20 protein-coding genes are annotated in these 25,061 nt (G+C 69.8%); 6 read left to right on the top strand and 14 right to left on the bottom strand.

Features of this window, described 5'->3' with window-relative positions:
* The 4 genes from CVO96_RS05500 to carA all read right to left on the bottom strand — a co-directional run bounded on the left by CVO96_RS05500 (position 1) and on the right by carA (position 5,176).
* Positions 1-1,038: a DNA topoisomerase IB gene (locus CVO96_RS05500; protein WP_103311219.1), complete on the bottom strand. Its 1,038-nt coding sequence runs from the start codon at positions 1,036-1,038 to the stop codon at positions 1-3.
* Positions 1,035-3,320, bottom strand: coding sequence for a uracil-DNA glycosylase (ung, locus tag CVO96_RS05505; RefSeq protein WP_103311222.1), 2,286 nt, complete (start codon positions 3,318-3,320; stop codon positions 1,035-1,037). Before ung ends, CVO96_RS05500 begins: the two co-directional genes overlap by 4 nt.
* 73 nt (positions 3,321-3,393) lie before the next feature.
* The gene (locus CVO96_RS05510) at positions 3,394-3,906 is read right to left on the bottom strand and encodes a hypothetical protein (protein ID WP_103311225.1); all 513 of its coding nucleotides are present in this window, start codon (positions 3,904-3,906) and stop codon (positions 3,394-3,396) included.
* A gap of 85 nt (positions 3,907-3,991) precedes the next feature.
* On the bottom strand, positions 3,992-5,176 hold the full coding sequence (gene carA, locus CVO96_RS05515; RefSeq protein WP_103311228.1) for a glutamine-hydrolyzing carbamoyl-phosphate synthase small subunit: 1,185 nt from the start codon (positions 5,174-5,176) through the stop codon (positions 3,992-3,994).
* Positions 5,177-5,713: 537 nt separating this feature from the next.
* Between carA and CVO96_RS05520 the strand changes: the two genes are divergently transcribed.
* Positions 5,714-6,649, top strand: a complete 936-nt coding sequence (locus CVO96_RS05520; protein WP_103311230.1) for a homocysteine S-methyltransferase family protein — start codon at positions 5,714-5,716, stop codon at positions 6,647-6,649.
* Between the two features lie 190 nt (positions 6,650-6,839).
* On the opposite strand, the gene CVO96_RS05525 is transcribed toward CVO96_RS05520, so the two are convergent.
* Both CVO96_RS05525 and CVO96_RS05530 read right to left on the bottom strand, forming a co-directional pair.
* Positions 6,840-8,624, bottom strand: a complete 1,785-nt coding sequence (locus CVO96_RS05525; protein WP_243398176.1) for a hypothetical protein — start codon at positions 8,622-8,624, stop codon at positions 6,840-6,842.
* Positions 8,625-8,754: 130 nt separating this feature from the next.
* The gene (locus tag CVO96_RS05530; RefSeq protein WP_103311233.1) at positions 8,755-9,432 is read right to left on the bottom strand and encodes a nucleotidyltransferase family protein; all 678 of its coding nucleotides are present in this window, start codon (positions 9,430-9,432) and stop codon (positions 8,755-8,757) included.
* Between the two features lie 220 nt (positions 9,433-9,652).
* Between CVO96_RS05530 and CVO96_RS05535 the strand changes: the two genes are divergently transcribed.
* From CVO96_RS05535 to CVO96_RS05545, 3 genes are all read left to right on the top strand, one after another.
* Positions 9,653-11,470, top strand: a complete 1,818-nt coding sequence (locus CVO96_RS05535; RefSeq protein ID WP_103311235.1) for a diguanylate cyclase — start codon at positions 9,653-9,655, stop codon at positions 11,468-11,470.
* An 895-nt stretch (positions 11,471-12,365) separates the two neighbouring features.
* A complete protein-coding gene (locus tag CVO96_RS05540; RefSeq protein WP_103311237.1) occupies positions 12,366-13,640 on the top strand; it encodes a S8 family peptidase in 1,275 nt (424 codons plus the stop codon).
* Between the two features lie 232 nt (positions 13,641-13,872).
* Positions 13,873-14,337, top strand: coding sequence for an SRPBCC family protein (locus CVO96_RS05545; protein ID WP_103311239.1), 465 nt, complete (start codon positions 13,873-13,875; stop codon positions 14,335-14,337).
* A 191-nt stretch (positions 14,338-14,528) separates the two neighbouring features.
* Here CVO96_RS05545 and CVO96_RS05550 read toward each other — a convergent pair whose 3' ends face one another.
* Together CVO96_RS05550 and CVO96_RS05555 are read right to left on the bottom strand one after the other, a co-directional pair.
* Positions 14,529-15,152, bottom strand: a complete 624-nt coding sequence (locus CVO96_RS05550) for a hypothetical protein (protein WP_103311242.1) — start codon at positions 15,150-15,152, stop codon at positions 14,529-14,531.
* Positions 15,153-15,398: 246 nt separating this feature from the next.
* Positions 15,399-15,716, bottom strand: a complete 318-nt coding sequence (locus CVO96_RS05555; protein WP_103311245.1) for a hypothetical protein — start codon at positions 15,714-15,716, stop codon at positions 15,399-15,401.
* A 259-nt stretch (positions 15,717-15,975) separates the two neighbouring features.
* Here CVO96_RS05555 and CVO96_RS05560 point away from each other — a divergent pair, with 259 nt between their 5' ends.
* Both CVO96_RS05560 and CVO96_RS05565 read left to right on the top strand, forming a co-directional pair.
* Entirely contained in the window at positions 15,976-16,890 is a 915-nt protein-coding gene (locus CVO96_RS05560) for an AAA family ATPase (protein ID WP_103311248.1), read from the top strand.
* Positions 16,887-18,149 carry a vWA domain-containing protein gene (locus CVO96_RS05565; protein WP_103311251.1) on the top strand — a complete coding sequence of 421 codons (1,263 nt, stop codon included), beginning with the start codon at positions 16,887-16,889 and terminating at the stop codon, positions 18,147-18,149. The genes CVO96_RS05560 and CVO96_RS05565 overlap by 4 nt, the downstream gene beginning before the upstream one ends.
* A gap of 83 nt (positions 18,150-18,232) precedes the next feature.
* Here the strand turns inward: CVO96_RS05565 and CVO96_RS05570 are convergent, their stop codons facing one another.
* The 6 genes from CVO96_RS05570 to CVO96_RS05595 form a co-directional block, all read right to left on the bottom strand.
* Positions 18,233-18,760, bottom strand: a complete 528-nt coding sequence (locus CVO96_RS05570) for a hypothetical protein (RefSeq protein WP_103311254.1) — start codon at positions 18,758-18,760, stop codon at positions 18,233-18,235.
* A gap of 170 nt (positions 18,761-18,930) precedes the next feature.
* Complete coding sequence (locus tag CVO96_RS05575) at positions 18,931-19,314, bottom strand: hypothetical protein (protein ID WP_103311256.1); 384 nt, start codon at positions 19,312-19,314, stop codon at positions 18,931-18,933.
* A 331-nt stretch (positions 19,315-19,645) separates the two neighbouring features.
* Complete coding sequence (locus CVO96_RS05580; protein WP_103311258.1) at positions 19,646-22,003, bottom strand: helix-turn-helix transcriptional regulator; 2,358 nt, start codon at positions 22,001-22,003, stop codon at positions 19,646-19,648.
* 68 nt (positions 22,004-22,071) lie between these two features.
* Positions 22,072-22,944: an ABC transporter permease gene (locus CVO96_RS05585; protein WP_103311260.1), complete on the bottom strand. Its 873-nt coding sequence runs from the start codon at positions 22,942-22,944 to the stop codon at positions 22,072-22,074.
* The gene (locus tag CVO96_RS05590) at positions 22,937-23,911 is read right to left on the bottom strand and encodes an ABC transporter ATP-binding protein (RefSeq protein ID WP_103311262.1); all 975 of its coding nucleotides are present in this window, start codon (positions 23,909-23,911) and stop codon (positions 22,937-22,939) included. Before CVO96_RS05590 ends, CVO96_RS05585 begins: the two co-directional genes overlap by 8 nt.
* Positions 23,912-24,059: 148 nt before the next feature.
* Positions 24,060-25,007, bottom strand: a complete 948-nt coding sequence (locus CVO96_RS05595) for an aldo/keto reductase family protein (RefSeq protein ID WP_103311265.1) — start codon at positions 25,005-25,007, stop codon at positions 24,060-24,062.
* Between the last annotated feature and the right edge of the window lie 54 nt (positions 25,008-25,061).

Consider the following 25,061-nt stretch of genomic DNA (forward strand, 5'->3'; position numbering starts at 1 on the left):
TCACGCCGCTCTCTTCACCCTCACCTTCAGCGCCTTCTCGCTCTCCAGCAGCCGCTTGAGGGCCGCTTCACTGCGCGTCAGGCCGTCCAGCCCGGCCTCGCCCCGGCCCAGGCGGGGTTCGTAGTCGTCGAGCACCTTGCCTTCCAGGTAGCGGTCGAAGATGACCGGGCAGATATATGAACTGCGCGTCACAGCGGGCGTGTTGCCCAGGTCGGCGGCGACGTACTTGACGCACTCGACCAGGGTTCTGCGGGCGGCGCGTTCGCTCTCAGCCACGCCGGCTTCGGCCAGGAACTCGGCGGCCAGCAGCGTGCCGCCCCAGGTGCGGAAATCCTTGGCGGTGAAGGGGCCGATAACTTCCTTCAGGTAGGCGTTCAGCTCGCCGGAGCGGATGCGGCGCCGCGCACCCTCGGCATCAACCGTCTGGAACAGGAACGGGCCGGGCAGTTCCAGCAGCCGGCCGATGTTGCCCGCCAGGGTGCGGTCGGTGGTCGCCTTGTGCTGGGAGATGCCGTGCTTGCCCCGGAAACTGAAGGTGACGGTGTTGCCCTCGACCTTCACATGCCGCTGGCGCAGGGTGCTCAGGCCATAGGTCTTGTGCTGCTGAGCGTAGATGTCGCTGCCCACCCGAAAGCGCGCGACGTGCAGCAGCCGGGTCATCAGCGCGGCGACCTTGCGGGGCGGCAGGCCGCTGGCGCGCAGGTCGGCGCCGGTCACGGTCTTGAGGGTGCCCAGTGCGCCGGCGAAGCGGGTCAGGCGCTGCCACTTCTTCAGGGCGCCGGCCTGCACGAAGTCCGGGTGGTAGCGGTACTGGAGTCGCCCGGCGGCGTCGCGCCCGAAGGCCTGCAGTTCGGCGTCGGCATCGGGCGAGACGTACACGTTCTCGTAGGCGGGCGGCACGGCTAGCCTGCCGATGCGCGTGAGGCCGGCCTCGTCCTCGTAGGGGGCGCCGTCGGGCCAGAAGTAGCTGAAGGCTTTCGGGTCGCTGCCCTCGCGGCGCAGGTACTCCTCGGCGAGCAGGTCGGTGCGGGAGGTCATTCCTGCACCTGGGCCGGCAGCTGCCAGTCGATGGCCCCGCGCCCGGCCTCCTCCAGCGCGGCGTTCACCTGCGAGAAGGGGCGGGAGCCGAAGAACTTGGCTTCACTGAGCGGACTGGGGTGCGCGGACTCGATGACCACGTGCTGCGGCCCGGTGATCAGCTTCTTCTTCTTGCGGGCGTAGGCGCCCCACAGCACGAAGACCACCCGCTCCTCCTTCGCGTTCACGGCCCGGATCACGGCGTCGGTGAACGCCTCCCACCCTTTGTTGGCGTGGCTGTTCGCCTGCCCCTCGCGCACGGTCAGCACCGCGTTCAGCAGCAGGATGCCCTGCTCCGCCCAGGCTCTCAGGTAGCCGTGACGCGGCAGCGTGAAGCCGGGGATGTCCTCGCGGAGTTCCTTGTAGATGTTCCGCAGAGAGGGCGGAATGGGCACGCCGGGCCTGACCGAGAAGCTCAGGCCGTGCGCCTGGCCGGGGCGGTGGTAGGGGTCTTGCCCCAGGATCAGCACCCTGACGTCCTCCAGCGGCGTGAAGCGCAGGGCGTTGAACACGTCGGGCGCGGGGGGGAAGATGGTCTGCTCGCGGCGCTCGGCCACCAGAAAATCCTTGAGCTGGTGGAAGGAGGGCGCGGCGAACTCGGCGCCCAGCGCCTCCTGCCAGCTCTGGGGCAGGCCGGCGGGCATGACGGCCTTTGGTGGCTCGGTCACGGGGTTGAGGCCAAACAGATCGGGCTGGTCGGACATGGGGGGTCTCCTTTTGACCTGAGTCTGAGGGGTGGGGCGCGGCGGTTTTTCAGGCAGACCCTGGGCTTTTCTTTCGGCGCGCATCGCCGCCTTCTTGCGGCTGCCGTGCCGCTCGTAGATGCGCCGCGCCTCGGCCTCGAACTCGGGCGCGGCGCGGGCAGCGGAAATCCGGGCGCGGGCCAGCCGTCCGGCCTCCTGCTCGTTCACGACCGGCGGCGGATAGTTCAGGCGGCCCGCCCCCGTCCACTCCCAGGGCGCGTGGATAAAATCGCCGGGCACGTCCCCGAGTTCGGGCACCCAGCGGCGGATGAAGTCGCCGCTCTCGTCCTGCTCGCGGGCCTGGCGGGTGGGCGAATAGATGCGGACGCGGTTGATGCCCACGGTGCTGGACTGCATCTGCATCTGCGACCAGTGGATGCCGGGCTCGTTGTCGAGCCACTCGCGCGCCAGGAACAGCCCCGGCGTGCGCCAGTGAAGCCAAAGGTGCTGCGAGGCGAAGGACACCAGCATGGCGCGCATCCGGAAGTTGAGCCAGCCAGTCTCCCGCAGCATCCGCACGCAGGCGTCCACCAGCGGAAAGCCGGTCTGGCCGTGCGCCCAGCGGTCGAAGTGCTCCTGGTTCCAGTGGTCTTCCCGCAACCCGTCCAGCGCGCGGTTCAGGTTGCGGAACTCCATCTGCGGCTCGGATTCCAGGCGCTGTAGAAAATGGCAGTGCCAGTGCAGCCGCGACTCGTAGGAACGCAGCGAGCGCACCCAGCGCGGGTCGGCGTTCGGGTCACCCTTGACCTCCGCCAGCCGCTGCCGGGTCGCCTGCACGACCTCTCTCAGCGAGACCGTGCCGTAGGCCAGCGGCGCGCTCAGGCGCGAGCAACTGGTCTCGGCGGTCACGGGGCTGCTCATCTCGCGCATGTAGTTCACGCCGCGCACGGCCAGGAAGGAGGCCAGCGTGGTCTGGGCCTCGGCCTGGCCGCCGTGGGGAATGGTCTTGGCATTCGCCGGAACGCCCAGGTCGGCGTGAGAGCGCACTCCGCCGGGCTCGGCCCCGGTGCCCTGCAGACCCTCGGGCACGGGCACGACCGGCGCGCTCAAACGCTCCTCCCAGGTCGCCGCCCAGCCGTCGCGGTTGGTCATGCGGCGGATCACGCCGTTCTGCGGCAACTCGGTCAGGGGCAGGCCGCGCTCCCGCGCCCAGGCGCGCACCCGGCGGTCGCGGGCGTAGCTCACGCCGTTACCGGTTTCCTCGTGCGCCCAGACGGCGCCCACGCCATATTCCTCGCGCAGTTCCTCCAGCACGGCCACCGCCTCGCCGTGCCGGATGACGAGCCCGGTGCCCAGCGCCCGCAGCCGGAGGTCGAGTTCGCTCAGGCAGTCGTTCAGGTAACTCAGGTGGTGGCCGGCGAATTCCTCGTGCCCCAGCTGTTCGGGCTCGTAGATGTAGAGCGGCAGCACCGGCCCGCGCCGCGCGGCCTCCAGCAGCGGGGCATGGTCGCGCACGCGCAGATCTTTCTTGAACCAGACGAGTTGAACGCCACCGAACACAGGAGGGAGTCTTCCCTACCCGGGCGCGCAGAACGGTGGGAAGTCCCGCCCACTCAAGGAAAGCTAAACGGGCTCAGCTCACCCGAACCCGGTAGGTCAGCTTCAGGGTCTCGCCCGCCTTCAGCGAGCTGATCGTCCAGCGGACGTTGGTCACGTCGGTCAGGGCCGCCGCCGCCTTCTTCACGGCCGCCTTGCCGTTCTCGGTGACGCTGCTGATGCGCTGGGGAGCGGTGGAGTAGGTTCGGCCCCCGTCAGTGCTGTAGCTCAGGCCCACGCGCTCCAGCTTCGGCGTAATGGCGCCTGTGAACACGGTGCCCTCGGGCACAGGCATACTCACCACCACCTGCGGCAGGGTCGCGGCGCCGACGTTCTGCACGGTCACCTCCTCGCTCAGCACATCGCCGGGCACCACGGTCAGCGGGCTCTCGACCAGCTCCTCGGCCGACTGGCCGTTTACCGCCGAGACCTTCACGAGCTTCTGGACGGCCGTGTATTTCACGTTCTGTTTCACGGCCGCCGTCTGGGCCAGCACGGACGAAGCCAGCACAGAGGAGGTCAGCCAGAGGGCCGTCAGCAGGCGATTCATAGAGGAACCGTAGCGCAGGGTGGTTAGAGGAGTGAAGGGCGGGGGCGGAGTTGACCATGCGGCCCCGCCGATCCCCTCCAGACCCCTAGATCCCCAGCCGACCCGCCGCCGCCTTCTGCACAGGCGAGCCGTTGCCGCCGTCGAAGGCGTCGATCTCCTCGATGAAGCGGTCGAAGAGGTAGCGGCTGTCGTGCGGGCCGGGGCTCGCCTCCGGGTGGTACTGCACGGAGAACACGGGATAGCGGCTGTGGGCCATGCCCTCCAGCGTGCCGTCGTTCAGGTTGACGTGCGTGGCGACGAAGGCGTCATTGGGAATGGACTCGATGTCCACCGCGTAGCCGTGGTTCTGGGCGGTGATCTCCACGTTGCCGGTCAGCAGGTTCTTCACCGGCTGGTTGCCGCCCCGGTGGCCGAACTTCATCTTGAAGGTCTTGCCGCCGGCCGCCAGTCCCAGGATCTGGTGCCCCAGGCAGATGCCGAAGGTGGGCAGCAGGCCCATCATCTCCCAGGCGGTCTTGTGGGCGTATTCCAGCGGCGCGGGATCGCCGGGGCCGTTCGACAGGAACAGGCCGTGCGGCTGCAGCGCCATAATCTGCGCGGGCGTGGTCTGGGCCGGCACCACGATGGGCTCGATGCCCACCTCCGAAAGCCGCTCGATGATGGTGTGCTTGATCCCGAAGTCCATCAGCACGACGCGCTTGCCGTGGCGCAGGGTCGGGAAGGCATAGGGCAGCGGCGTGGTGACCTCTCTCGTCATGTCGTGCCCGTCGATGTCCTGGTGATCCCTGGCGCGCTGCACGTAGACCTGTTCCTCGGCGGGCGTGAACTCGCCGTAGGAGTCGTCCGGGTGGGTAAACGAGCGGTGGGCGATCACGCCCTTGACCACGCCGCCCTCGCGCAGCCGCCGCACCAGCGCGCGGGTGTCGATGCCCTGGATGCTCACCACGCCGTACTGCTGCATGAACGCCTCGAGCGACTGCTGGGCGCGGTGATTGGAATAGTCGCCGGAGAATTCGCGCGAGATGAAGCCGCGCACGTACGGCTTGTTGGACTCCATGTCGTAGATCGCCACGCCGTAGTTGCCCACGTGCGGATACGTGATGGTCACGATCTGCCCGTTGTAGCTGGGATCGGTCATGATCTCCTGGTAGCCGGTCATGGACGTGTTGAACACGACCTCGCCCACCGTCTCCCCGCGGTGCCCGAAGGCGTAGCCCCGGTACACCGTGCCGTCTTCCAGCGCCAGAATCGCGCGTTCTTTCCTGATCATGGTCAACCTCCGGCCATCGCCGCCTCACGGGACGGCATTCATGGCGTGTGCAGGGTCGCCTGAGCCGGCGACCTCCTGGCCCACACAATAGCCGACGTGCGGGCCGCACAAAGAGAGGTCGTCCGCGCAGTAAGGCCGGACAACCTGAGAGTGCATGGTTATGCGGAGACCTGAATAGCCATACGGATCGACGCCCCCTTTCATGCCCTGCGTGGTGCTGGCCTTTTCCGCCGGAGGAGGCCCGAACTGATGCGGGCCAGGGCGCCCGAGCCGGTATCAGGCTGACCCGATACCCAACCAGAGGAGTTCCGAACCATGTCGTGAGGGGGCGGCCGCGCGGTTCAACCGGTCAGACGCAGTCCGTCCGATCCGCGCACCGCTGGGGGACACCAGAACCGCGTCCCTCTGCCGGGCTCAGCATCGGCAGGAGTCCTGACCGCCGCCGGATCCGCCGGGCGTGCCCGGCACTATTCCCGAGTGTTACGGTGGGCGCACACCCCATCGCGTTGTCCGGGCCTATTCGCAGGGAGGGATGAAATGACAGGACAGTTGCTTCAGTTCGGGCGCTACATGTTGACCGACGGTGGACTGGAGACCGACCTTCTCTACAACCGGGGGATCGATCTTCCCTGCTTCGCCTCGGTCGTGTTGCTGCGCACCGCAGAGGGACGAGCGGCGCTGGAGGCCTACTACCGCCCCTATCTGGAGCTGGCCCGGCGGGTCGGTGCCGGGTTCATCCTCGAGAGTGCCACGTGGCGTGCCAGCCCTGACTGGGCGGCGCCGCTCGGACTCGATCTGGCCGAGCTTGACGGACTGAATGTCGCTGCCATCGAGCTGGTGCGCCGCCTGAGAGCCGAGTATGAGAGGAGCATGCCCGAGATCGTGGTCAGCGGCTGCATCGGGCCTCGGGGCGACGGCTACGACCCCGGCGAGGTCATGAGCGCCCCGGAGGCGACCGACTACCACACCCACCAGGCGCGCGTGCTCGCCTCGGCGGGCGTCGACATGATTTCGGCCATCACCATGACGAACGTGAACGAGGCAATCGGCATCGCGCGGGCGGCACAGATGGTCGGCGTGCCGGCGGTGATCTCATTTACCGTGGAGACGGACGGGCGACTGCCGACCGGTGACACGCTGATGGACGCGGTGATGGCGGTGGAGGCGGCAGAGGGCGCCTCCGTGTCTTACTACATGGTCAACTGCGCCCATCCCGACCACTTCGCCGCCGTCCTGGGCCAGCGTGCGGCCTGGACACAGCGCATCCGTGGACTCCGCGCCAACGCCTCGCGCTGCAGCCATGAGGAGCTGAACGCCATGACGGAGCTCGACGCGGGCGACCCGGCCGAACTCGGGCAGCTCTACCGCGCCCTCCTGGCCACCCAGCCGCAGATCAGGGTGCTCGGTGGCTGCTGCGGCACCGACCTGCGCCACGTCACGGCCGTCGCTCAGGCGTGCATTCCCCCGGCGTGACCGAGCCCAGCAGGACGCGCGCACGTTCGGACCCTGAACGGTGGTGGGAAGAACTGAGCTTCAGTCGGGAGCGCGCACCTCAACACCCCTGAAGGCCGGCACCGACCGGGAGGACGCGAGGCGGACGTTGGGAGATGGACGGATTCCGGAACGGCGCTGGAGGTTTGGAGAGCGCAGGAGGAACCGCTGCCTATTCCCAGCGGTACCGGACGCTCGACTTGCTGAGGATGAGGCTGCCCTGCACGCTGCTTTGCGATGTCAGGCCGTCGTAGCGGTTGATGAGATCCGTGGTCACGGTGCCGATGGTGACCAGCGCGCCGTCCAGACCGGCCGCGCCCCCGGATGTCGTGGAGGGCAGAGCCTTGAGGGCTTCCAGCATGGCCCGTTCCTCGTCGCTCATGGTCGCGTCCGTCTCGTCCGTGCCGGCTCCCGAGTCCAGCCCCGCGCCCTTCAGGGAGTCGGCCAGCGCCGCCTGGAAGTCCTCGACGCTCAGATCCGGCAGGTTGCCCTGGTACCGCCAGCCCGCGCCGCTCATGCTCAGGCCCGCCCCCTGGAAGTCGGCGCTCTGCGCCAGGGTCTCGCCGCCCTCGGCCAGCGCCGCCTGGAGCGCCTTGTCGCTGAAGGCGGTGATCAGGTAGTCCCCCCGGAAGGCGTAGACCATCTTCATGCCGGCCAGCAGCTCCTGCAGGGGCTCCAGACTCTGCCCCAGGCCCTCTGAGAGCTGCTCGGTGCGGGCGCTGCCCAAGTCCCTCAGCTCAGCCGGCAAGGCCCCCGTCAGATCCGGCCCGCCGGCCCTGATCAGCGTGCCGAGGCTGTCCCCCAGCCCCGCGATGGCCGCGTTCACGCTCGCGGCGTACTCGGGCAGGTGCTTCTTCGCGGCGTCCATGTCCCGCACGCGCTGGTACGACACCGAGGAGTCCAGGCTCGCCAGCGGGTTGCTGCTGTCCAGGCCGGCCTTCATGCCGCCCGCCAGGGTGACCTGCGCGCACTCGCTCCCCAGGTAGGTGCCGGCGCGTTCCAGGTGGTGGGCAAGCTGGCTGTCGCTCAGGAAGCCCAGCGGATCGAAGAGATCCAGGCGGGTCAGCCAGCGGGCCGTGTAGGCGCCGGATTCCGGGGCACAGGCGCGGGCGGCCACGGCCTCGACATCGGCGGGGATGATGTCCTGCACCTTGAAATCGGTGGTGTGGGTGAGCAGGCGGTAGAGCGGCTGATCCTTGCCCTGCGCGTTCGCGGCGTGCGCCGAGGCGGCGGTCAGTCCGGCGTCCGTGGTCGTGAAGCCCGCCGCGTACTGTCCCAGCGTGTCGATGGCGTCCACGACGGGCGAGAACAGCCGGGGCAGGGCCACCCTGCCCAGATAGCCCCGGATGACCTTGGCGGTGGCCGAGAAGTTCACGAACAGCGACAGCTCCTGCGCGCCCACCGAGCGCGTGGGCCGGGTATAGGCCACCGAGTTCACCAGCCTGGGCGCGTCCTTGCCGCTCAGGCGGCCCAGGTAGCCCATCAGCAGGCCCTTGTCGGTGGAGACGTAGACCAGACCGCCCGCCATGCCCGCGAACACGTCGCCCTGCCGCGAGAAGGTGTAGACGCCGACCCGCGCCGCCGGGGCCTTCTTGAAGAGACTGCCGAAGAATTCGCCCGACAGCTCGTCCACGCGCGACACCGCCAGCACGTGCGGCGTGAAGGTCTTGCCCGCCGTACCCACCGTGAAGACGCCCAGCGCCGCCTCCTTGCCCAGCGAGCCCTTCAGGAGTTCCTGCATCCCGTCCAGCGTGCCGGTCATGTCCTCGTTCTCTTCACCCCCGACCGCGTTGACCACGTTCCCGATCAGGCCCGACAGCCGCTCCAGCGCTCCGCCCGCGTCGCGGGTCTCCAGGGTCAGGAGCGCCCCGGCGGGGAGCTGTTCGCTCAGCGAGGCGGCCCGGGCGCCCGGCGCCAGCATGGCGAGGCCCAGGGTGATGGTCAGGATCGGTTTCACTCCCAGATCATAAGGGGGCCGGATGCAGGGGGCGCCCGCAATCGCGTCCAGCATCTCTGTCCAGCATCCCGAATCGGCCGCAGGGAGAAGAGTGAGCCGACCTCGCCGCCGAGACCGGCTCCTATGGTCTTCAGCCGGGTGCTCCGGCCAGCGCCCGTTCCGCCTGGGTCAGCGCCTCCGGCGTGTCCACGTCCAGCAGCAGCGCCGCCGGGAATTGCCGCACCTGCGCCTGGTGGCGCCAGGCCTGGATCAGCTCTCGGGGGCCGTGGTCGGCGTCGGGAACGGCGCGCACGCCATCGAGCAGGTCGGCGCGCAGCAGGTGGGGTGGGGCGCGCACGGCGTCCGGCCCCGGGCCTGGCCCGTCGCCGTATGTGGCCAACACCACGGGCGCCCCGGACTCTCGGAAGGTCTGCAGCAGGGCGCGGTGAAGCTCCGCCGTCACCAGCGGCATGTCGGCCAGGGCGAAGTTCGCGCCGGCCAGCCCGGCCGGGAGCGCCGCCACGGCCACCCGGAACGAGGACGCCAGCCCGCGCGCCGGCTCCGGATTGACCACGAAGGCGAAGCCCAGTCCGTCCAGCGCCTGCCGGATCTGCGCCCCGACCTCCCCGGGCGGGATCACCGCCAGCAGGGGGTCGTGCCCGGCGCCCGCCAGGGCCACAGCCGCGTACCGGCACAGCGGCCGGCCCGCCAGCAGCGCCAGTTGCTTGGGGCGGCCCATACGGGTGCTGAGCCCGGCGGCCAGCAGCACGCCGGCGATGGGGCCAGTCGGCGCCGCCGGGCCCTGGGCAGCGGGGAGGTTCGCGGTCATTTCCGCACTGTAGCGTTCGCATTCCAGACGCTCCGCGGGGCGGCTCGCCCCACCAGCGGCCAGCGGGGCCGCTCCTGAGAAAAACGCATTACCAGATGACCGGCCGCTACAAAGTCATCAATCTGACAGTCTGTGATACGGCGGTGAGGCTTCGTCCGTAGACTGGAACCTGGAAGAGACCATCTCCGTGGCCCTGACTCCCCAAGGTTCCTGTATGTCCATGTCCCAGACCCCCACCCTGCGTCCTCCCCTGCCCCCGGCCACGACCCTCCCGGACGTGCTCGACCGCGCCTGGCAGCAGCGCCGCAGCGACCCACGCGGGGCGATCCAGGTGGCGCGCACCGTGCTGGCGGGCACTGCGCTGGCGGGCACCACCGCTGGAGCCCCCCCCTCGCCCCGGGACGAGGCCAGGGCGCGCCTGTGCCTGGGCTATGGGCTGCTGCGGCTGGGCGAGTTCGCGGCGGCCCGCGACGAGGTGGAGCAGGCCGTCGCGCTCTTCACCGGGCTGGCCGATGTGCCCTGGCGCCGCACGGCCCTGAACATCCAGGGCATGCTCCAGGGTGAGCGGGGCGCACTGGTCGAGGCCCTCAAGACCTTCGGGCTGGTCCGGCAGCTCAGCGCCCAGCTGGGCGAAATCCAGGCCGAGGTCGAGGCGATCAACAACACCGGCACGGTCTACGTCAACATGGGGGATCACGCCGGCGCGCTGGAGCATCGACTGACCGCCCTGAGGCTGTGCCGGGAGCACGGTCTGCGCGGAGTCGAGCGCGAGGCCCTGGTCAACCTCAGCGTCGATTATCACGAACTGGGGCAATACGAGGCGGCGCTGGAGGCCGCGCAGGCCAGCTGGGCCGCCGGGGACGCCCAGGAGGACGAGATCGACCCCTACGTCCGGGCGATGGGACAGCACCAGGCGGCGCGGGCCTGCTTCGGGCTGGGCCGCTACGAGCAGGCCCTGGCCCTGAACCACGAGGCCCTGGCTGCATTCGGCGCCCAGGGTGATCAGGCGAGCAGTGCGGAGGTGCACGCCGAACTCGGGCGGCTGGCCGAGCAGCGGCGCGACTACGCCGGAGCCGGCCAGGCCTACCGGCTGAGCCTGCTGCTCCGCAGGCAGACCGGCGACACGCGGGGCGAGGCCGAAAGCCTGCTGCAGGTCGGCCAGCTGCATCTCCTGATGGATGAGCAGCAGGCGGCGCTGGATACGCTGCACCAGGCCCGTACGGTGGCCGAGGCCGCCGAGGCCCGCAGCGAACGGTGCGCCGCCGATCTGGCCCTGTGCCGCGCCTACCGGCAGGGGGGCCAGCACCGCGAGGCCCTGCATCATCTGGAGCAGCACCTGCAGCTCAAAGAGCAGCTCTTCAACGACCGCTCGGCCCGGCGGCTGCAGAGCCTTCAGGTGCAGTACGAACTCGGGCTGGCAGAAGAGCAGCGGGCCCAGGCCGAGCGGCAGAGCGCCGAGTTGCGCCAGCTCAACGCGCAGCTGGAACAGAGCAACCAGGAACGCGAAGCGGCCCACGCCGAGACCTCGCGGCTGCTGGCCCAGGTGGAACGTCAGGCCAACGAGGACGCGCTGACCGGACTGGCCAACCGCCGGGCCTTCGACCGCACCATCGAGCGGCTAGTCCGGGGAGCGCAGCTCTCGGTCATCGTGTGCGATATCGACCACTTCAAGTCCGTGAACGACCGCTTCTCCCATCTGGTCGGCGACGAGGTGCTGCGGCAGGTAGCCCGGCTGCTCAGAAGCGGGCTGCGGCAGGGCGACCTGCTGGCCCGCTACGGGGGCGAGGAGTTCGTCATCCTGATGCAGGGTACGGATGTCCAGACCACCGTCCAGATCGCCGAGCGGCTGCGCAGACTGGTCGAGCAGTATGCCTGGACGTCCATCCGGCCTGGACTTCACCTGACGCTCAGTCTGGGCGCGGCCACGACCGATGGCGAGCGCTCGGTGGCCGAACTGGTCGAAGGGGCGGATCTCGCCCTGTACCGCGCCAAGGCCGCCGGCCGCAACCAGCTGTCTCTGGGCGAGAACACGAACTGACTGTGCCCTCCGCCGGGGTTCGCGGGCCGGGCCGGAGAGCTGGGACACCCGACGGCAACGCCGAGCGAATTCCGGACAGGACGGGGCTCGATCCGGCAGAGAGCCTCCCAGAGATGCCCCGTACCGAAGGGGAAGGCGAGCGGACGGGCGATGGGCGAACATCCGGCGCTTCTCCGGGTGCCCGGGAGTCAGCCCAGTTCCGAATGCCCTGGGTTCTGTGTTCAGCATTGGTCTGACTGATATAGGACTCAAGTGATGGCAAGACCTGGCGGAGTCGCTATCAACAGACCCCTCACCCCAATCCTCTGCTTCGCCGCTCTGCGAGCCTCCCCAGGGGAGCGGGAGTCGAGAACCTGCGAAGCAGAGTCGAAGATCTGCGAAGAAGAGGGAGCCGCACCGCGGCGCAAGGGTGAGGGGTCTCGGATGTCGCAGGAGCACTTGAACTTCGTATGAAAGGACTCGCAGAGCGGCGAAGCCGGGAAGGAACACGGACAAATTTCGCCGCAGGCGAGGAACACCCGGTTCTGCTCTGGGTGTTTCGGAATGGAGCGGCAGTCCGTGTCACGGCGGTCGCCAGACCACGGGTTCGGGGCGAGCGGACGGGCACCGCTCCGCAGGAGAGCGAGGAGCCGCCCTGCACAGCGGCTGCAGTGGAGCCCAGGGGGGTGCTGTCTACCCGGAGGCGCAACCCAAGGCCGCTGTCAGACCGAAGGCGTGCCAGGTGTCCAGAGACCGCCGTTTCCCGCTGCCCCTTTATTGTCCCTCCAGTCATTTCCGGGTGAGGGTGGGCCGGGTACCGTGGAGGCAGTTCGGATCGAACGGGGTACAGCGCAGACGCCGCGGCTGACCTGATTCCCGGTCACTGCTGGCATGTTCCTGAGCTGGAGGCTCCCTCATGAAACCACTTCGACCCCTTGTCCTGACCACCCTGGCGCTCGCGCTGGCCGGGTGCGGCCTGTCCACGCGTGAACTCCCTGCCCAGGAGACGGCCACGGCACAGCAGCCCGACCGGGTGCAGACCATCCGGATCGGCGCCGACGCCGCACGCAGCACCTACGAGGCCACGCCCGGCGTGACCGTGCTCGCCTGGCAGCCCGACGCCGGCTTCGCGATCCTTGAGCGCTCCGGGGCTTCTGCCGGTGCGCCGGCACTGAGCGCCCTGGGGCTGGGCAGCAGTGAGCCCAGCGCCAGCCGCTACACCCTTCCCGAGACGCAGGCCAGCGGACTCCGGGCCGGCTCGCGCGGCCTGTGGTCCGGCGGCAACGGCGGCTGGACAAAGGGCCCCGGCGCGCTGAGGGCGTCTCCACGCAACGGACGGGGCTGGGAGCAGATCGATCTGGCAGACGCCAGACTCCTGGCCAGCCGGCTCGGCAAGGGCGTCAAGGTGGCGGTGATCGACACGGGGGTGGATCTGAAGCACCCGGCGCTGGAGGGTCACCTCTCTCCGGCCTCCGAGTGGAAGGACTACGTGGACGGCGACGCGGTGCCGCAGGAGATGGACAGCTCGGCTGGGGCGTATGGCCACGGTACCGGCGTGGCCGGCATCATCCTGCAGGTGGCGCCCGAGGCCACCATCCTGCCGATCCGGGTGCTGCGGCCCGACGGCTCGGGCGACCTCTCGGCGCTGGTGCAGGCCATCGGCTGGGCCATCGACCGGGGAGCCGACGTGATCAACCTGTCGCTGGGCTCCGATACGACGTCGGCCGCGCTGAGCAACATGCTGGGGCTGGCCACGACGCGCGGGGTCTTCACCGTGGCGTCCAGCGGCAACACGGGCGGTCAGAACGTCACCTACCCCGCCGCCGATACCGCCCTGAAGGCGGCCGGCACCTACCTGATCAGCGTCGGGAGCGTGGACGGCAGCGACTCGCTCTCCAGCTTCTCGAACTACGGCAAAGCGCTGGATCTCCTGGCGCCCGGCGAGAACGTCGTGACGGCGGCGCCGGACAGTCAGATCGCGGCCTGGAGCGGCACGTCGTTCGCGGCGCCGCAGGTCACGGGCGCGCTGGCGCTCGCGCTGGGTCAGGGCTTCAGCCCGGCACAGCTGCAGAAGAAGCTGCTCGAAGGCGCCGACAATGTCGAGAAGGCCACGGCGCGCAACGCCAGTTTCAAGAGCCTGCTGGGTCAGGGCCGCCTGAACCTGGGCACCTTCCTGGGCAAACTGAAGTAACCGCCTGAAGGAGCCGCCACCTCCCCCCACAGCCCACAAGCCCACAGAATGACGGCCGGAAGCACCGACGCTTCCGGCCGTCTCGGCTTCCCGGGAACGGACGTCCCACCCTCGGCGCAGCCCCGAGGGGTCGGCCAGGGCACTCCCCCCACCCCCCCCCAATCATTCCCAAACCCCGGGGCGCTTACAATCAGGGGGCTTCTGACAATCCAGTGCTCCCGAGGTGACACGTATGAAACTGAATTACTCAGGTCAGGAAAAGGTGCAGGCTCCCCCCGCCGTGGTGTGGGCCTTCGTGCAGGATCCCGAGCGGGTGGCGCGCTGCCTCCCCGACGTGCAGGAAGTCACGGTGCACGACCAGACCCATATGGACGCCGTCGTGCAGGTGGGCGTGGGCATGGTGCGCGGCAAGTTCAAGTTCAAGATCGAGGTGCTGCCGGACGAGGCCGCGGGCCGCGTGAACGTGAAGGTGCAGGGCGGCGGCCTGGGCAGCGTGGTCGACCTCACCGCAGGCGCCAACATCGTCGACAACGGCGACGGCACCACCATGCTCGACTGGACGGGCGACGCCACCATGCGCGGCCCGGTCGCCACCGTGGGGGGCCGGATGCTGGACGCCCAGGCCCAGAAGCTGATCTCCAAGACCTTCGAGAACATGGGGGCGCACATCGGGGCCTCGTCCGGCACGCTGGCCTGAGCCGGACTGAGACTGGAGGGCCGACACAGGGCCCGGGCGACTCCGGTCTCTGCTGTGGGCAGGTCGGCAGGGCTGTCCAACCCGCCGTCCGGCCTGCTCAGGCCCGCTCCTCTCCTCAACCCACTCCAGTTCCGTGTGAGCTGACTGGGGAATGTAAGCCCACGGGGCGCGGCCCGGCGAAGGCGCCGGCCTCAGCTGCCGGGCAACGCCGCGGGGGGCGCGGGCGGCAGCGTCTGCACCGCCGTGATCACGCCATGCGGCGACACGGCCAGCACCCGCCCCTCGGCCAGAGTCCAGAGCGCCCGGTGGATCGCCATCTCGGCCGCCGGAGTTCCGCCCGGAGCCAGCTCGTCGAGCAGCGCGGTGTAGCGCACGCTCGCCGCCTCGCCGCCGGCCCAGGGCGTGGCCGCCGCGACCAGCGCCAGGACGCGGCGCTGGTCGTCGTTCTGACCGTGGGCCAGCAGGGCCTGCCGGGCGCGGCGGCGCTCCAGCTTCGCGTCGCGCTCCTGGCGGCGCCGGTCGAGCAGCGCGGCGACCTCGTCCGGGGGGGTCTCGCCCCGGCGGGCGCGGGCCTCTCCGATCAGGGTCTCCAGGCGCTGGTCGGCGCGGGCACTGGCCTCCGCGCGCAGTTCCTGCAGCTGGGCGGCGGCCCCGCGCAGCCGTGGATCCAGGGCCACCCGCTGGGCGGCGCGGCGGGCAGCCTCGCTCAGTCCGCCCCGGCGGTCGCCCGCCTCGGGGGCCGGCTCGTCGCGCAGCGCCTTGCCGACGCGGATCAGGGTTTTGACGGTACGGGCGGTCTTGCTCTCGGGCGGCATGGGCTCTCCTCCGGGCGCGGTCGGTCACTGGGGGCCCTATGGGCGCCGAGCGGCGAAGCTCCTGCTTGGCGGCCCCCAGCGCAGACCCGGCGCCGCTCTGGTTATACCGGAGGACGATGTGAGCTGCCGTCCACCGAAAGTCCCAGCGGGCGCCGCGGGGCGTGGCCGGGGCAACAGAAGGCCCGGCCAGACGCGGCCGGGCGATGGAGCGGAAGTGGGGGCGGGCAGCGGAGCCGCGAACGCTTGTCAGGCGGCCTGGGCGGTGGGGAGCACCACGCTCTCGGGCTGGGCCTCGGCGGGCGCCGTGACCAGCGGACGAACCGGCAGCAGGGCGCCCAGGGCCAGCCCCGCCATGCTGCCGGTGGCCACGATCATCCACATCATGCCGGTCTGGCTTTCGTCGAGCAGCACGCTCAGCACCATCAGGGCGGCCGAGACCGCCATGTGGGCCAGGGCGGGGATCAGCAGGTTGCCCCCGCGCAGGTGGGCCTGCAGAAACCCGCGTCCGAAATGGAGGCCGGAGGTCACGGCAATCAGGGTGCACAGGAGCAGGGGGATGGTCATGTGTGTATCGTACCTGCCGGCCTCTCACGCCAGCCTCACGGCTGCGGGGCCCCGTCACGCATTAAGGCCCGGCGGTCTCGGTGCCCCGTGTGGGCAGAACCCACGTTCTGGAGGACGAAATGACGATTTGTAAGAGTTCGGGCGACGGCGAGACGGGCGGCATGGGCCGGCGTACAGTCGCGCGCCGCCCCGTCCGTGAATACTGGGGGTCTATGACCCCTCCCCCGTCGGCCCGTGGCGCCCCCCTCCGGACGTGCAGATGAGCGCCGCCACCCCCGCGCCCAGCGACCTGCAGACCCTCTTCCGCGAGCGCGGCTACGTGGCGGGCGAGGCCCTGGCGACCTCGCTGCGGCTGGTCGTGGCCCTGGGCAAGCCGCTGCTCCTGGAGGGCCCCGCCGGGGTCGGCAAGACCGAGGCCGCCAAGACGCTGGCGCTGGCCCTGAACACCCGGCTGATCCGCCTGCAGTGCTACGAGGGGCTGGATGCCCAGGCCGCACTGTTCGAGTGGAACTACGCCCGGCAGCTGCTCCACCTGCGCGCCGCCGAACTGGGTGGCCACGCGGTCGGCGACGACGAGCTGTACGGCGAGAAGTTCCTGCTGGCGCGCCCGCTGCTGCAGGCCATCCGCGAGGACGCCTCGCCGGTGCTGCTGATCGACGAGGTCGACCGCGCCGACGACGCCTTCGAGGCCTTTTTGCTGGAACTGCTGGCCGAGTGGCAGATCACCGTGCCGGAACTGGGCACCCTGCACGCGCGCAGCCGCCCGCACGTGATCCTGACCAGCAACCGCTCGCGCGAACTGAGCGACGCCCTGCGCCGGCGCTGCCTGTACCACTGGGTCGAGTACCCCACGGCGCGGCAGGAGCTGGAGATCGTCCATGCCCGCCTGCCCGGCATGAACGAGGCCCTGGCGCGGCAGGTGACGGCGGCCGTGCAGACCCTGCGCGCGCTGCCGCTGGGCAAGCCGCCGGGCGTGGCCGAGACGCTGGACTGGGCGGCGGCGCTGGTCAGCCTGCACCGCGACCATCTGGACATGGGCGCCATCGAGTCCACGCTGGGCGCGGTTCTCAAGCTGCGCGAGGATCAGCTGCTGGCCGCGCCCACCCTGCAGCAGCTGGCGAACAAGGCCACCGAACACCTGTCGGGCGAGCGCGCGGCGGCCGAACGGCCGTGACCGGGCCGGGCGCCCCCGTTCCCGAGCCGGCCGCCGACCTGACCTCCCGCGTGACCGCCTTCGTGGCCCGCCTGCGCGTCCGGCACGGCTTTCTGGTCGGCCCCGGCGAGGCCGCCGACGCCCTGCGGGCGGCGGGGGTCGTGAACGTGCTCCGCAAGGCCGAGCTGCGCGACGCCCTGCGCGCCGTGCTGATCGCCGGCCCCGAACAGCGGCGGGTCTTCGACCTGGAATTCAACGCCTTCTTCGTCCGGGACGACCAGGCGCCGCCGCCCACCCTGCCGCCCCTGCTGCCGCAGACCGAGGCCCCCGGCATCGAGCAGGACACGCCGCCGCTCCCCCAGAACAGGGAGGAGGGCAAGCCGTCCCCGAAACCCGCCCCGCCCACAGACGACGAGGGCGAGGAGGACGGCGACCCCCAGACCCTGCAGGCCCAGCCCCTGGGCGAGGGCGAGGACGGCCCGGATGACCCAGATGCGCCCCTGCAGACGGTGCAGACGAAGCTCAGCCCCAACGCCTCGGGCGGCGGGGAGGTCGAGGCGGGCGGCGGCGACCTGCCCGATCTGCTGCGCGCGGCCTCGGCTCTGGTGCGGGCCGTGTCGCTGGGCCGCTCGCGGCGGCTCAGGCCACAGGCCCGGGGAAACAAGCTGGACGCCCGGCGCACCCTGCGCGCGGCGGCCCGCACGGCGGGCGACCCCACCGAACTGAGATGGCTGGGCCGCCCGCGCCGCGCCCCGCGCTTCCTGCTGCTGCTCGACGGCAGCCGCTCGATGGGCCGCGACGCCACGTTGCTGCTGCGTTTCGCCCACGCCCTGCACCTGCGCTCAAGGCGGGTCGAGGTCTACGCCTTCTCCACCGGCCTGACCCGCCTGACCCCGCTGCTGCGCCACGCACCCCTGGGCCAGCCGCTGCACCTGCCGGATCTGGGCGAAGCCTGGGGCGGCGGCACGCGCATCGGGGAGAACCTGCTGAAGCTCGCCCGCCAGGAGCGCGACCGGGTCAGCCGCGACACCCTGGTCATCATCCTGAGCGACGGGCTGGACACCGGGCACATGGGCGAGCTGGAACGCGCCATGCGCGACCTGCATCGCCGCGCCGGGGGCGTGGTGTGGCTCTCGCCGCTGGCCGCCACCCCCAACTACCAGCCGGTGCAGCGCGCCATCAAGGCGGCCCTGCCCTTTCTGGACGCCCTGCTGCCGGCGGGCGGTGTGGACGATCTGCACGCCCTGGCCGGGCGGCTGCGGCGGGTGACGCTGGGGTAGTATTGCTCGCTGACCCGTATTCGTGCCGCGCTCCAGCGTGCGTGCGGCACCGATGACGGCCAGGGCGGCCGTGAGCCAGTCGGTCACCGAATACTGATGTGACCCCGATAGATGTAACTTACGGAGCTTCCAGCCACGATGTCCTTGAAGTCGACGCGCCCGGTGGCACCCGCGAAACCGCCCGTGCCGCTGCCCGCCACCAGGGGATGCTCGCAACGTCCATGGATTTCCGTGCCGTCGGGATTGAACTTACCCTCGAATCTGTAGCCCGTCGTGAACGTGCCGCTCTGTCCACCATTCAGGCTGCCGACGAAGACCTCCCGACCGGTTTCCAGGTAGACACCGCTCGGTGTCGTCTTGACGGTGTCGATGTCCGTGTACCAGCAGCCCTGCAAACTGCCGCTCAGAAGGAGCGGCGGGTAGTCCTCGAAGCCGGGAAAGAGCGGGCAGGTGCTCCCGATAGCGACGAAGGCCCCGGTTCCCGAGATCTGGAGGTTGTTGACCCCCAGGGCGGTCAGGGCAGACGAGGCCGACGGCACCGCGAGTTCGGTGCGGGCACAGGCGGTGAGAGCGAGAGCGAAAGCAGCGGCGATGACAACGCTTCCTTTCATACATCCCCCCTATCCAGTTGCTGGTGAGGCCTCCACCTTACACCCTTTTAATGACCTTGAGTCATTCTGTGGCAGATGGAGCCTGGTGATGGTCAGTGTGGCGATGAGCGTACGATTCTGTGCTCCGCCTGACTTCTCAGGGAAAGCGTGCTGGGCGTCTCTCCCGCCGCTCAGGGCGTGCCGGCCAGTTCGTTCCAGCGCACCAGGCCAGCGAATTCACCTGCCGAGAAGGCGTTGCCTGAGTCCTGCCAGCCGGCGACCGCCAGAACGGTCGTGTGGTGTTCCGGGTGGTACCAGCGCGCGATCATGGTGGTGCCGTCGAACAACCGCGAGCGCATGGGGCCGTAGCCCGCCTTGCCGAGCATGGTGCCCAGCCTCTGCATACGCTCCTGACAGCTGGCGAGCATGAGCCCGCTGCCGGACAGGGCGCTGAGTTGAGTGCCCATGGAGTCGGGCGCATCGGCCTGCCGGGCGAAGGAGCCAGAACCTCCCAGCAGGGCCACCGTGAGCAGCGCGAATGACGTGCGGCCGGTAACGGTACGGAGCGTGGGCATGGGGACGCCTCCAGGGCAGGCCAGACCTGCCACCGCGCCCCTGCGCCCGCAGCGGGACGGAGGGCAGCGCTAAGGGAAACGGGTGAACGGGGGCCGCAGGCCGGGCGGAGGACGCGGTGCGCTGCGCCTGTCCGCCCATCAGCGCTAGGCTGATGCCTCCAGGGTGCGCGTTGCCGGGAGAAAGCACATCCCCAGAACTGCGAACAGCCCCGGCCGGAGACCCTGACAGGAATACGTACGCCGCGGCTCCAGGTGTGGGAGGCCGTGACGGGGCAATCCGCTTGCGAGCCCATCCAGAACGGGCTTTTCTTGCCTGCTCTCCTCAGCGCGGTCAGTCGTCAGGGGGAGCGGAGCCAGTCAATCTCCTGAGCGGAGCCTGTGACGCCGTAGGCGCTGAACCGTCCGGCGGACTATGCTCGAAGGCCCATCGGGTCAGTTCCACGCGATTGCGCAGGCCCAGTTTGCCCAACAGGTTGCCCACATGCTTGCTGGCCGTGGCGGGGCTGATCCCCAGGAACTTGGCCACACGACGATCCGGATGCCCCTGCGACACCAGGGCCAGCACCTCCCGCTCGCGGGGCGTCAGGTCGGAGTGGATGTGGATGGCCGGCAAGAGTGGCACCTGAGCTAGCCCCTCGGCCAGTTCCAGGACGTCCGGCATCTGGAGCTGGCGGCCGGTCGTCCAGGCCAGCTGATAGGCGGCCTCACCCAGTTCCTCACGGGCACGGGCAAAGTCCAGGCGCATCCGGCGATCTGGCGCGCCCTGTGCGCGTTCCCCGACAGGATCGTTCAGAAAGGCGGTGAGCTGCACCAGGGTGGCCCACTCGCGCAACTCGGCCGCCAGGAAGATCAGGCCCCAGCGCAGGACGTCATTGGTTGCGCCCTGAAGGCCCCTGTCCACCGCGTCGTGCAGGCAGGCCAGCAGCACCGTACGGGCCTCGGGCAAGCGGCGCAGACGCACCAGCACGTGGCCCGCCATCGACCGACACACACGGTAACCGGACTGATGACCCGCTTCCAGGAATTGCTGGCCGGCCAGCTGGGCGGACTCCAGAGCCTCCGCGTGCTGTTCCAGTTCCAGCAGATCATGGCACGCCGCTAGGTAGACATTGGCCTGGAGAAGCCGCTGCTCGCGGGTCGGAGGGTTGTCACCCACCCGCTCCCGCAATTCGCGGATGAGCCGTTGCGTGATCGCCCAGGCCCGTTCCCACTGGCCGGCGTCACGCACCACCGCCGCCAGCTGGAGGCTGGCCCTGGCCTCGCCCTCCACGTCGCCCAGCTCGCGGTGCAGCGCCAGAACCTCGCCGAGCCGCGCCTCGCTGGCCTGCAACTGACCGCTGTAGTCCAGACAGCTCGCGCTGACTTCCAGCGCCCGGAGCAGCGTGACGCGGCTTTCAGGTTGGGGCAAGGTCAGCACCCGCTCGGCCAGCGGCGCTTCCTGAACCATCAGCCCGAAGGGCCCCCACAGAATGCCGGCCGCGCCGAGAAAGCGGTAGGCCAGCTCCGACTGGGGCTGATCCACCGTCCAGACCAGGCCGGCCCGGATGTCGGGGTAATGCGGCAGGTACGCCGCAAAGTTGTCCAGGCCGTCGGTCTCCCAGGGGCGCTGGTACTCCTCTACCATCTCCAGAAAATGCAGCGCATGCCGCTCGCGCCACACGGCCTCCTGCGGGTGGCCATCCAACTTTTCCACGGCCAGTTCCCGCAGTGGCTGGAGCATCTTCCAGAGGGTCTCCGGGGTGTCCTGGCGGCGCAGGAAACTTTGCGACAGCAGCGACTCGGCCCGGTCGAGCACCTCTCCGGAGCCCCAGACGGCCGCCAGCGCATCCGGTGTGAAACTCCCCTCGAAGACCGCGCAGCACTCGAACACGGCCCGGTCCAGGTCGTCCAGCAGGTCGTAGCTCCACTGCACGGCGGCCCGCAGCGACCGCAGGCGTTCCGGGCGATCCCGGAAGTCGGCTTTTAGCACGTCCAGGGGATGCTCCAGCCGGGCCAGCAGATCAGAGAGCGAGAGGCTGCGTGTGCGCACCGCCGCCAGTTCCAGCGCCAGTGGCACGCCTTCCAGCACTTCGCACAGCCGCGTGACCTGCACCGTGTTCCCGGCGTGCAGGGTGAACGAGGGCTCCAGCGCCTGCATCCGGCCCACAAACAGCTGCACGGCGGCGCTGGACGAGGCGAGGCGGGCGGATTGAGCCAGGGCCAGCGGCCCCACCGGATACTCGACCTCATCGTGCAGCCGCAGCGCGGCCCGGCTGGTGACCACCAGGCGCAGGGTGTCACTGGCGGCCAGCACCTCGCCCAGTGCAGACGCGGCGGGCAACAGTTGCTCGAAGTTGTCGAGGAGCAGCAGGGTGCGCCGACCGGCTGCGAAGTTCTGAATCTGCCGTTCCGGTTCTCCCATGAAGGTGTCCCCAGGCAGCGACGCGGCGATGATCCCCAGCACCTGCTCGGCTTCGCGGACGGCGCTGAGGTCGATGAACTGGATGTGGTCGAACGGTAGGTCGGTGCTCTGACGCAGCGTGTGAAGCAGTCGCAGGGCCAGGGCGGTCTTGCCGATGCCGCCCGGCCCGCGCAGGGTGAGCAGCCGCACGCCAGCGCGCAGTAGGGCCAGCACCTGGCCCAGGTCGTGCTCGCGGCCGTACAGCGGGGCGAGCGCGGCCAGCCGCGGCGACCCCGGCGGGCGATCCATGGGTCAGTGTAGACCCGGCGTGGGGCGACGGTAGGCGACAATACGGGGCGCCGACCGGAAGTGGAATCCTACAAGTCCCGCCGGCTGAACCGCCACATGGCCGCCGCTACCGCCAGCACGGTCAGCGCGGCGGCCCAGGCCACCAGCCCCAGCGGAATGGGCGTGGACGACACGAAGGGGTTGGCGCCCCGCGTGACCGTGCTCACCTGCAACATGAATTCGGGTTGCAGATGGTAGCTGGCCCCCAGCCACAGCGCGTTCGACGGCATCAGGGCGTTCGCCACCCGCCCCAGCGTGACCAGCGTGGGCGTGTCGGCCAGCGAGCCGATGGCGCTGAGGATCCCCCCGGTGAAGCCCACGCCGTACAGCACGAACACGCCGATGCCGTTGGCCAGGGTGGTAAAGAGCGTGCTGCCCAGCAGGGTCAGGGCCGTGAGCATGGCGACCGCCAGCAGCACCAGCGCCAGCGCCTGCCCCGGCGCCGGGGGCACATATCCGGTGATGAAGTACACGCCGGCCAGCAGCGCCGTGCCCAGCAGGGCCACGTAGACCACGTTCACGGCGCCGAAGCCCAGGAAGCGCCCCAGCACGACCTGAGCGCGGCTAATCGGCCGGGCGATCACGCTCTGCATGACGCCGTTCTCGATGTCCGCACTGACCGAGCCGACCGTAGAGAGCACGGCCATCAGCGAGCCCAGGAAGTACACGAGGTACATGCCGAACAGCGCCGAGGAGATGACCGGGATGTTCCCGGCCCCGGTCGCGCTGCGGCCCTCCAGCCCGGCATCCACGGCGCGCTGGTCGAGCGTCTGCTCGAGGCGCAGGATGCCGTACAGGAAAAACCCGATGAACAGCACGCTGAGAACCACCAGCACGCTGACCAGCCGTTTGCGGAAGGCCTCGCGCAGCGAGAGTTCGGCGATCAGCAGGGCGTTACGCACGGGCGGCCTCCGGGGCGGGGGCCGAGCGCTGGGCCTCGGGCGTGTCCTCGATCAGGTCGAGGAACAGCGTTTCCAGGTCGGGGCGGCGCGGGGTCAGGGCGTAGAGCCGCGCGCCGCTGTCCAGCACGGCCTGTGCGGCGGCCGGAATGGCGTCCTCGTGTTGCAGCCACAGTTCGATGTCGGCGCGGCCGGGCGTGTTCGTGTCGGTATGGCGCAGCTCGCCCAGGCGCGAGAGGGCGTCCAGCAGACCGGGGCGCAATTCGTCCACGCGCACGTCCAGCGGCAGCACGCCGCCCATCAGGTCGCGCATGGATCCCTGCAGCAGCACGCGACCCGCCTTGACGAAGGCCACGCGGTCGCAGACCTGCTCGACCTCGCTGAGCAGGTGCGAGTTCAGGAAGACGCTCACCCCCGCGCCGCGCAGCCGCTCGATGATCTCGCGCACCTCGACCCGCCCGATGGGATCGAGCGCGGAGGTCGGCTCGTCCAGAAAGACCAGCGCCGGACGCGCCAGGATCGCCCCGGCCAGCCCCACGCGCTGCAGCATCCCCTTGGAGTAGCCGCCCAGCACCTCGCCGCCGCGGGCGCCCAGGCCCACTTCCTCCAGCACGCCCGGAATCCGGGTGCGGAGCTCGGCCGCGCTCAGACCTGCCAGCCGCCCGTGGAAACGCAGGAACTCGTGCCCCGTCATCCAGGTCTGGAAGCGGAACTGCTCGGGCAGGAAGCCCAGCCGGGCGCGCACCGCCGGGCTCGACGGCGAGCCCCCCAGCACGCGCAGCTCGCCCGAGGTCGGCAGCACCAGCCCCAGCAGCATCTTCAGGGTGGTGCTCTTCCCCGCTCCGTTGGGCCCCAGGAAGCCGAAGACCTCGCCGGGCTGCACGCCGATGCTCAGGCCATCGACCACGGCGCGGCCGCCATACACCTTGCGGAGCTCTCGGGTCTCGATAGCGGGTGGGGAGGCAGTCATCCGGGCAGCATAGACGCGCACCCCTGGGGGGGCGTGCGCCGAAAGTTGCAATGTGGCGGTGGGGAGGGAGCTATGAGCTCTGGGCTATGAGCTCTGAACCAGCGTTCTGCTCATAGCCCAGAGCTCACAGCTCAGAGCGATCAGCCCCTCAGACCGGCCGCAAGATCTCTTCGATCCGGCGCTGCACGTCCGCGTCGAGCTTCACGCCCGCCGCCTTCACGGTGTCGGTGATCTGCTCGACGCGCGTGGCCCCGGTAATCACGCTGCTCACGCCCTTCTGGCGCAGCGCCCAGGCCAGCGCCAGCTGGGCGCGGGTGATGCCCAGCTCGTCCGCGATGGGTTTGAGGTCGCGCACCTTCTGGATGTTCTCTTCGGTCAGGAAGTTCTTGCCCCAGCTCTCGTTCTCGCTCAGGCGGGCGCCCTCGGGCTTGCCGGCGTCGTATTTGCCGGTCAGCAGGCCCATCGCCAGCGGGCTCCAGACCACCAGGCCCACCCCGGCCTTCTCGGTATACGGCAGGATGTCTTTTTCCACGCGGTCGCGGTTGATCATGGAGTACTCGGGCTGCTCCGTGACCGGGCCGTGCAATCCGTGCGCCTTGGCGAACTCCACGGCCTCGGCGATCCGCGCCGCCGGCCACATCGAGGTGCCCCAGTACAGCGCCTTCCCGTCGCGGATGACCTGATCGAAGGCCATCACGATCTCGTCCATGGGCACGTTCTCGTCGTAGCGGTGGGCGAAGTAGATGTCCAGGTAGTCGGTGCCCAGACGTTTCAGGGAGCCGTTTACACTCTCCAGGATGTGCTTGCGGCTCAGGCCCTGGTCGTTCACGTGGTCGCTCATCGGCCAGTAGACCTTGCTGGAGACCACCAGCGTGTGCCGGGGGAACTCGCGCAGCGCGGCGCCCATCAATTCCTCCGACCTGCCCTTGGCGTAGATGTCGGCCTGATCGAAGAAATTCACGCCCTGGTCGTAGGCGGCGGTCACGATCTCGCGCACCATCGATTCGTCGTTGACGCTCTGGCCGAAGGTCACCCAGCCGCCCAGCGACACCTCACTGACTTTGAGTCCACTTCTGCCCAGGTTCCGGTAATCCATGCGGGACACTTTAACTCTTAAAGCATCGGGGGGCAGTCAGCTTCAGATCGGGTG

The organism is Deinococcus koreensis (genome assembly GCF_002901445.1).
Lineage (GTDB): Bacteria > Deinococcota > Deinococci > Deinococcales > Deinococcaceae > Deinococcus > Deinococcus koreensis.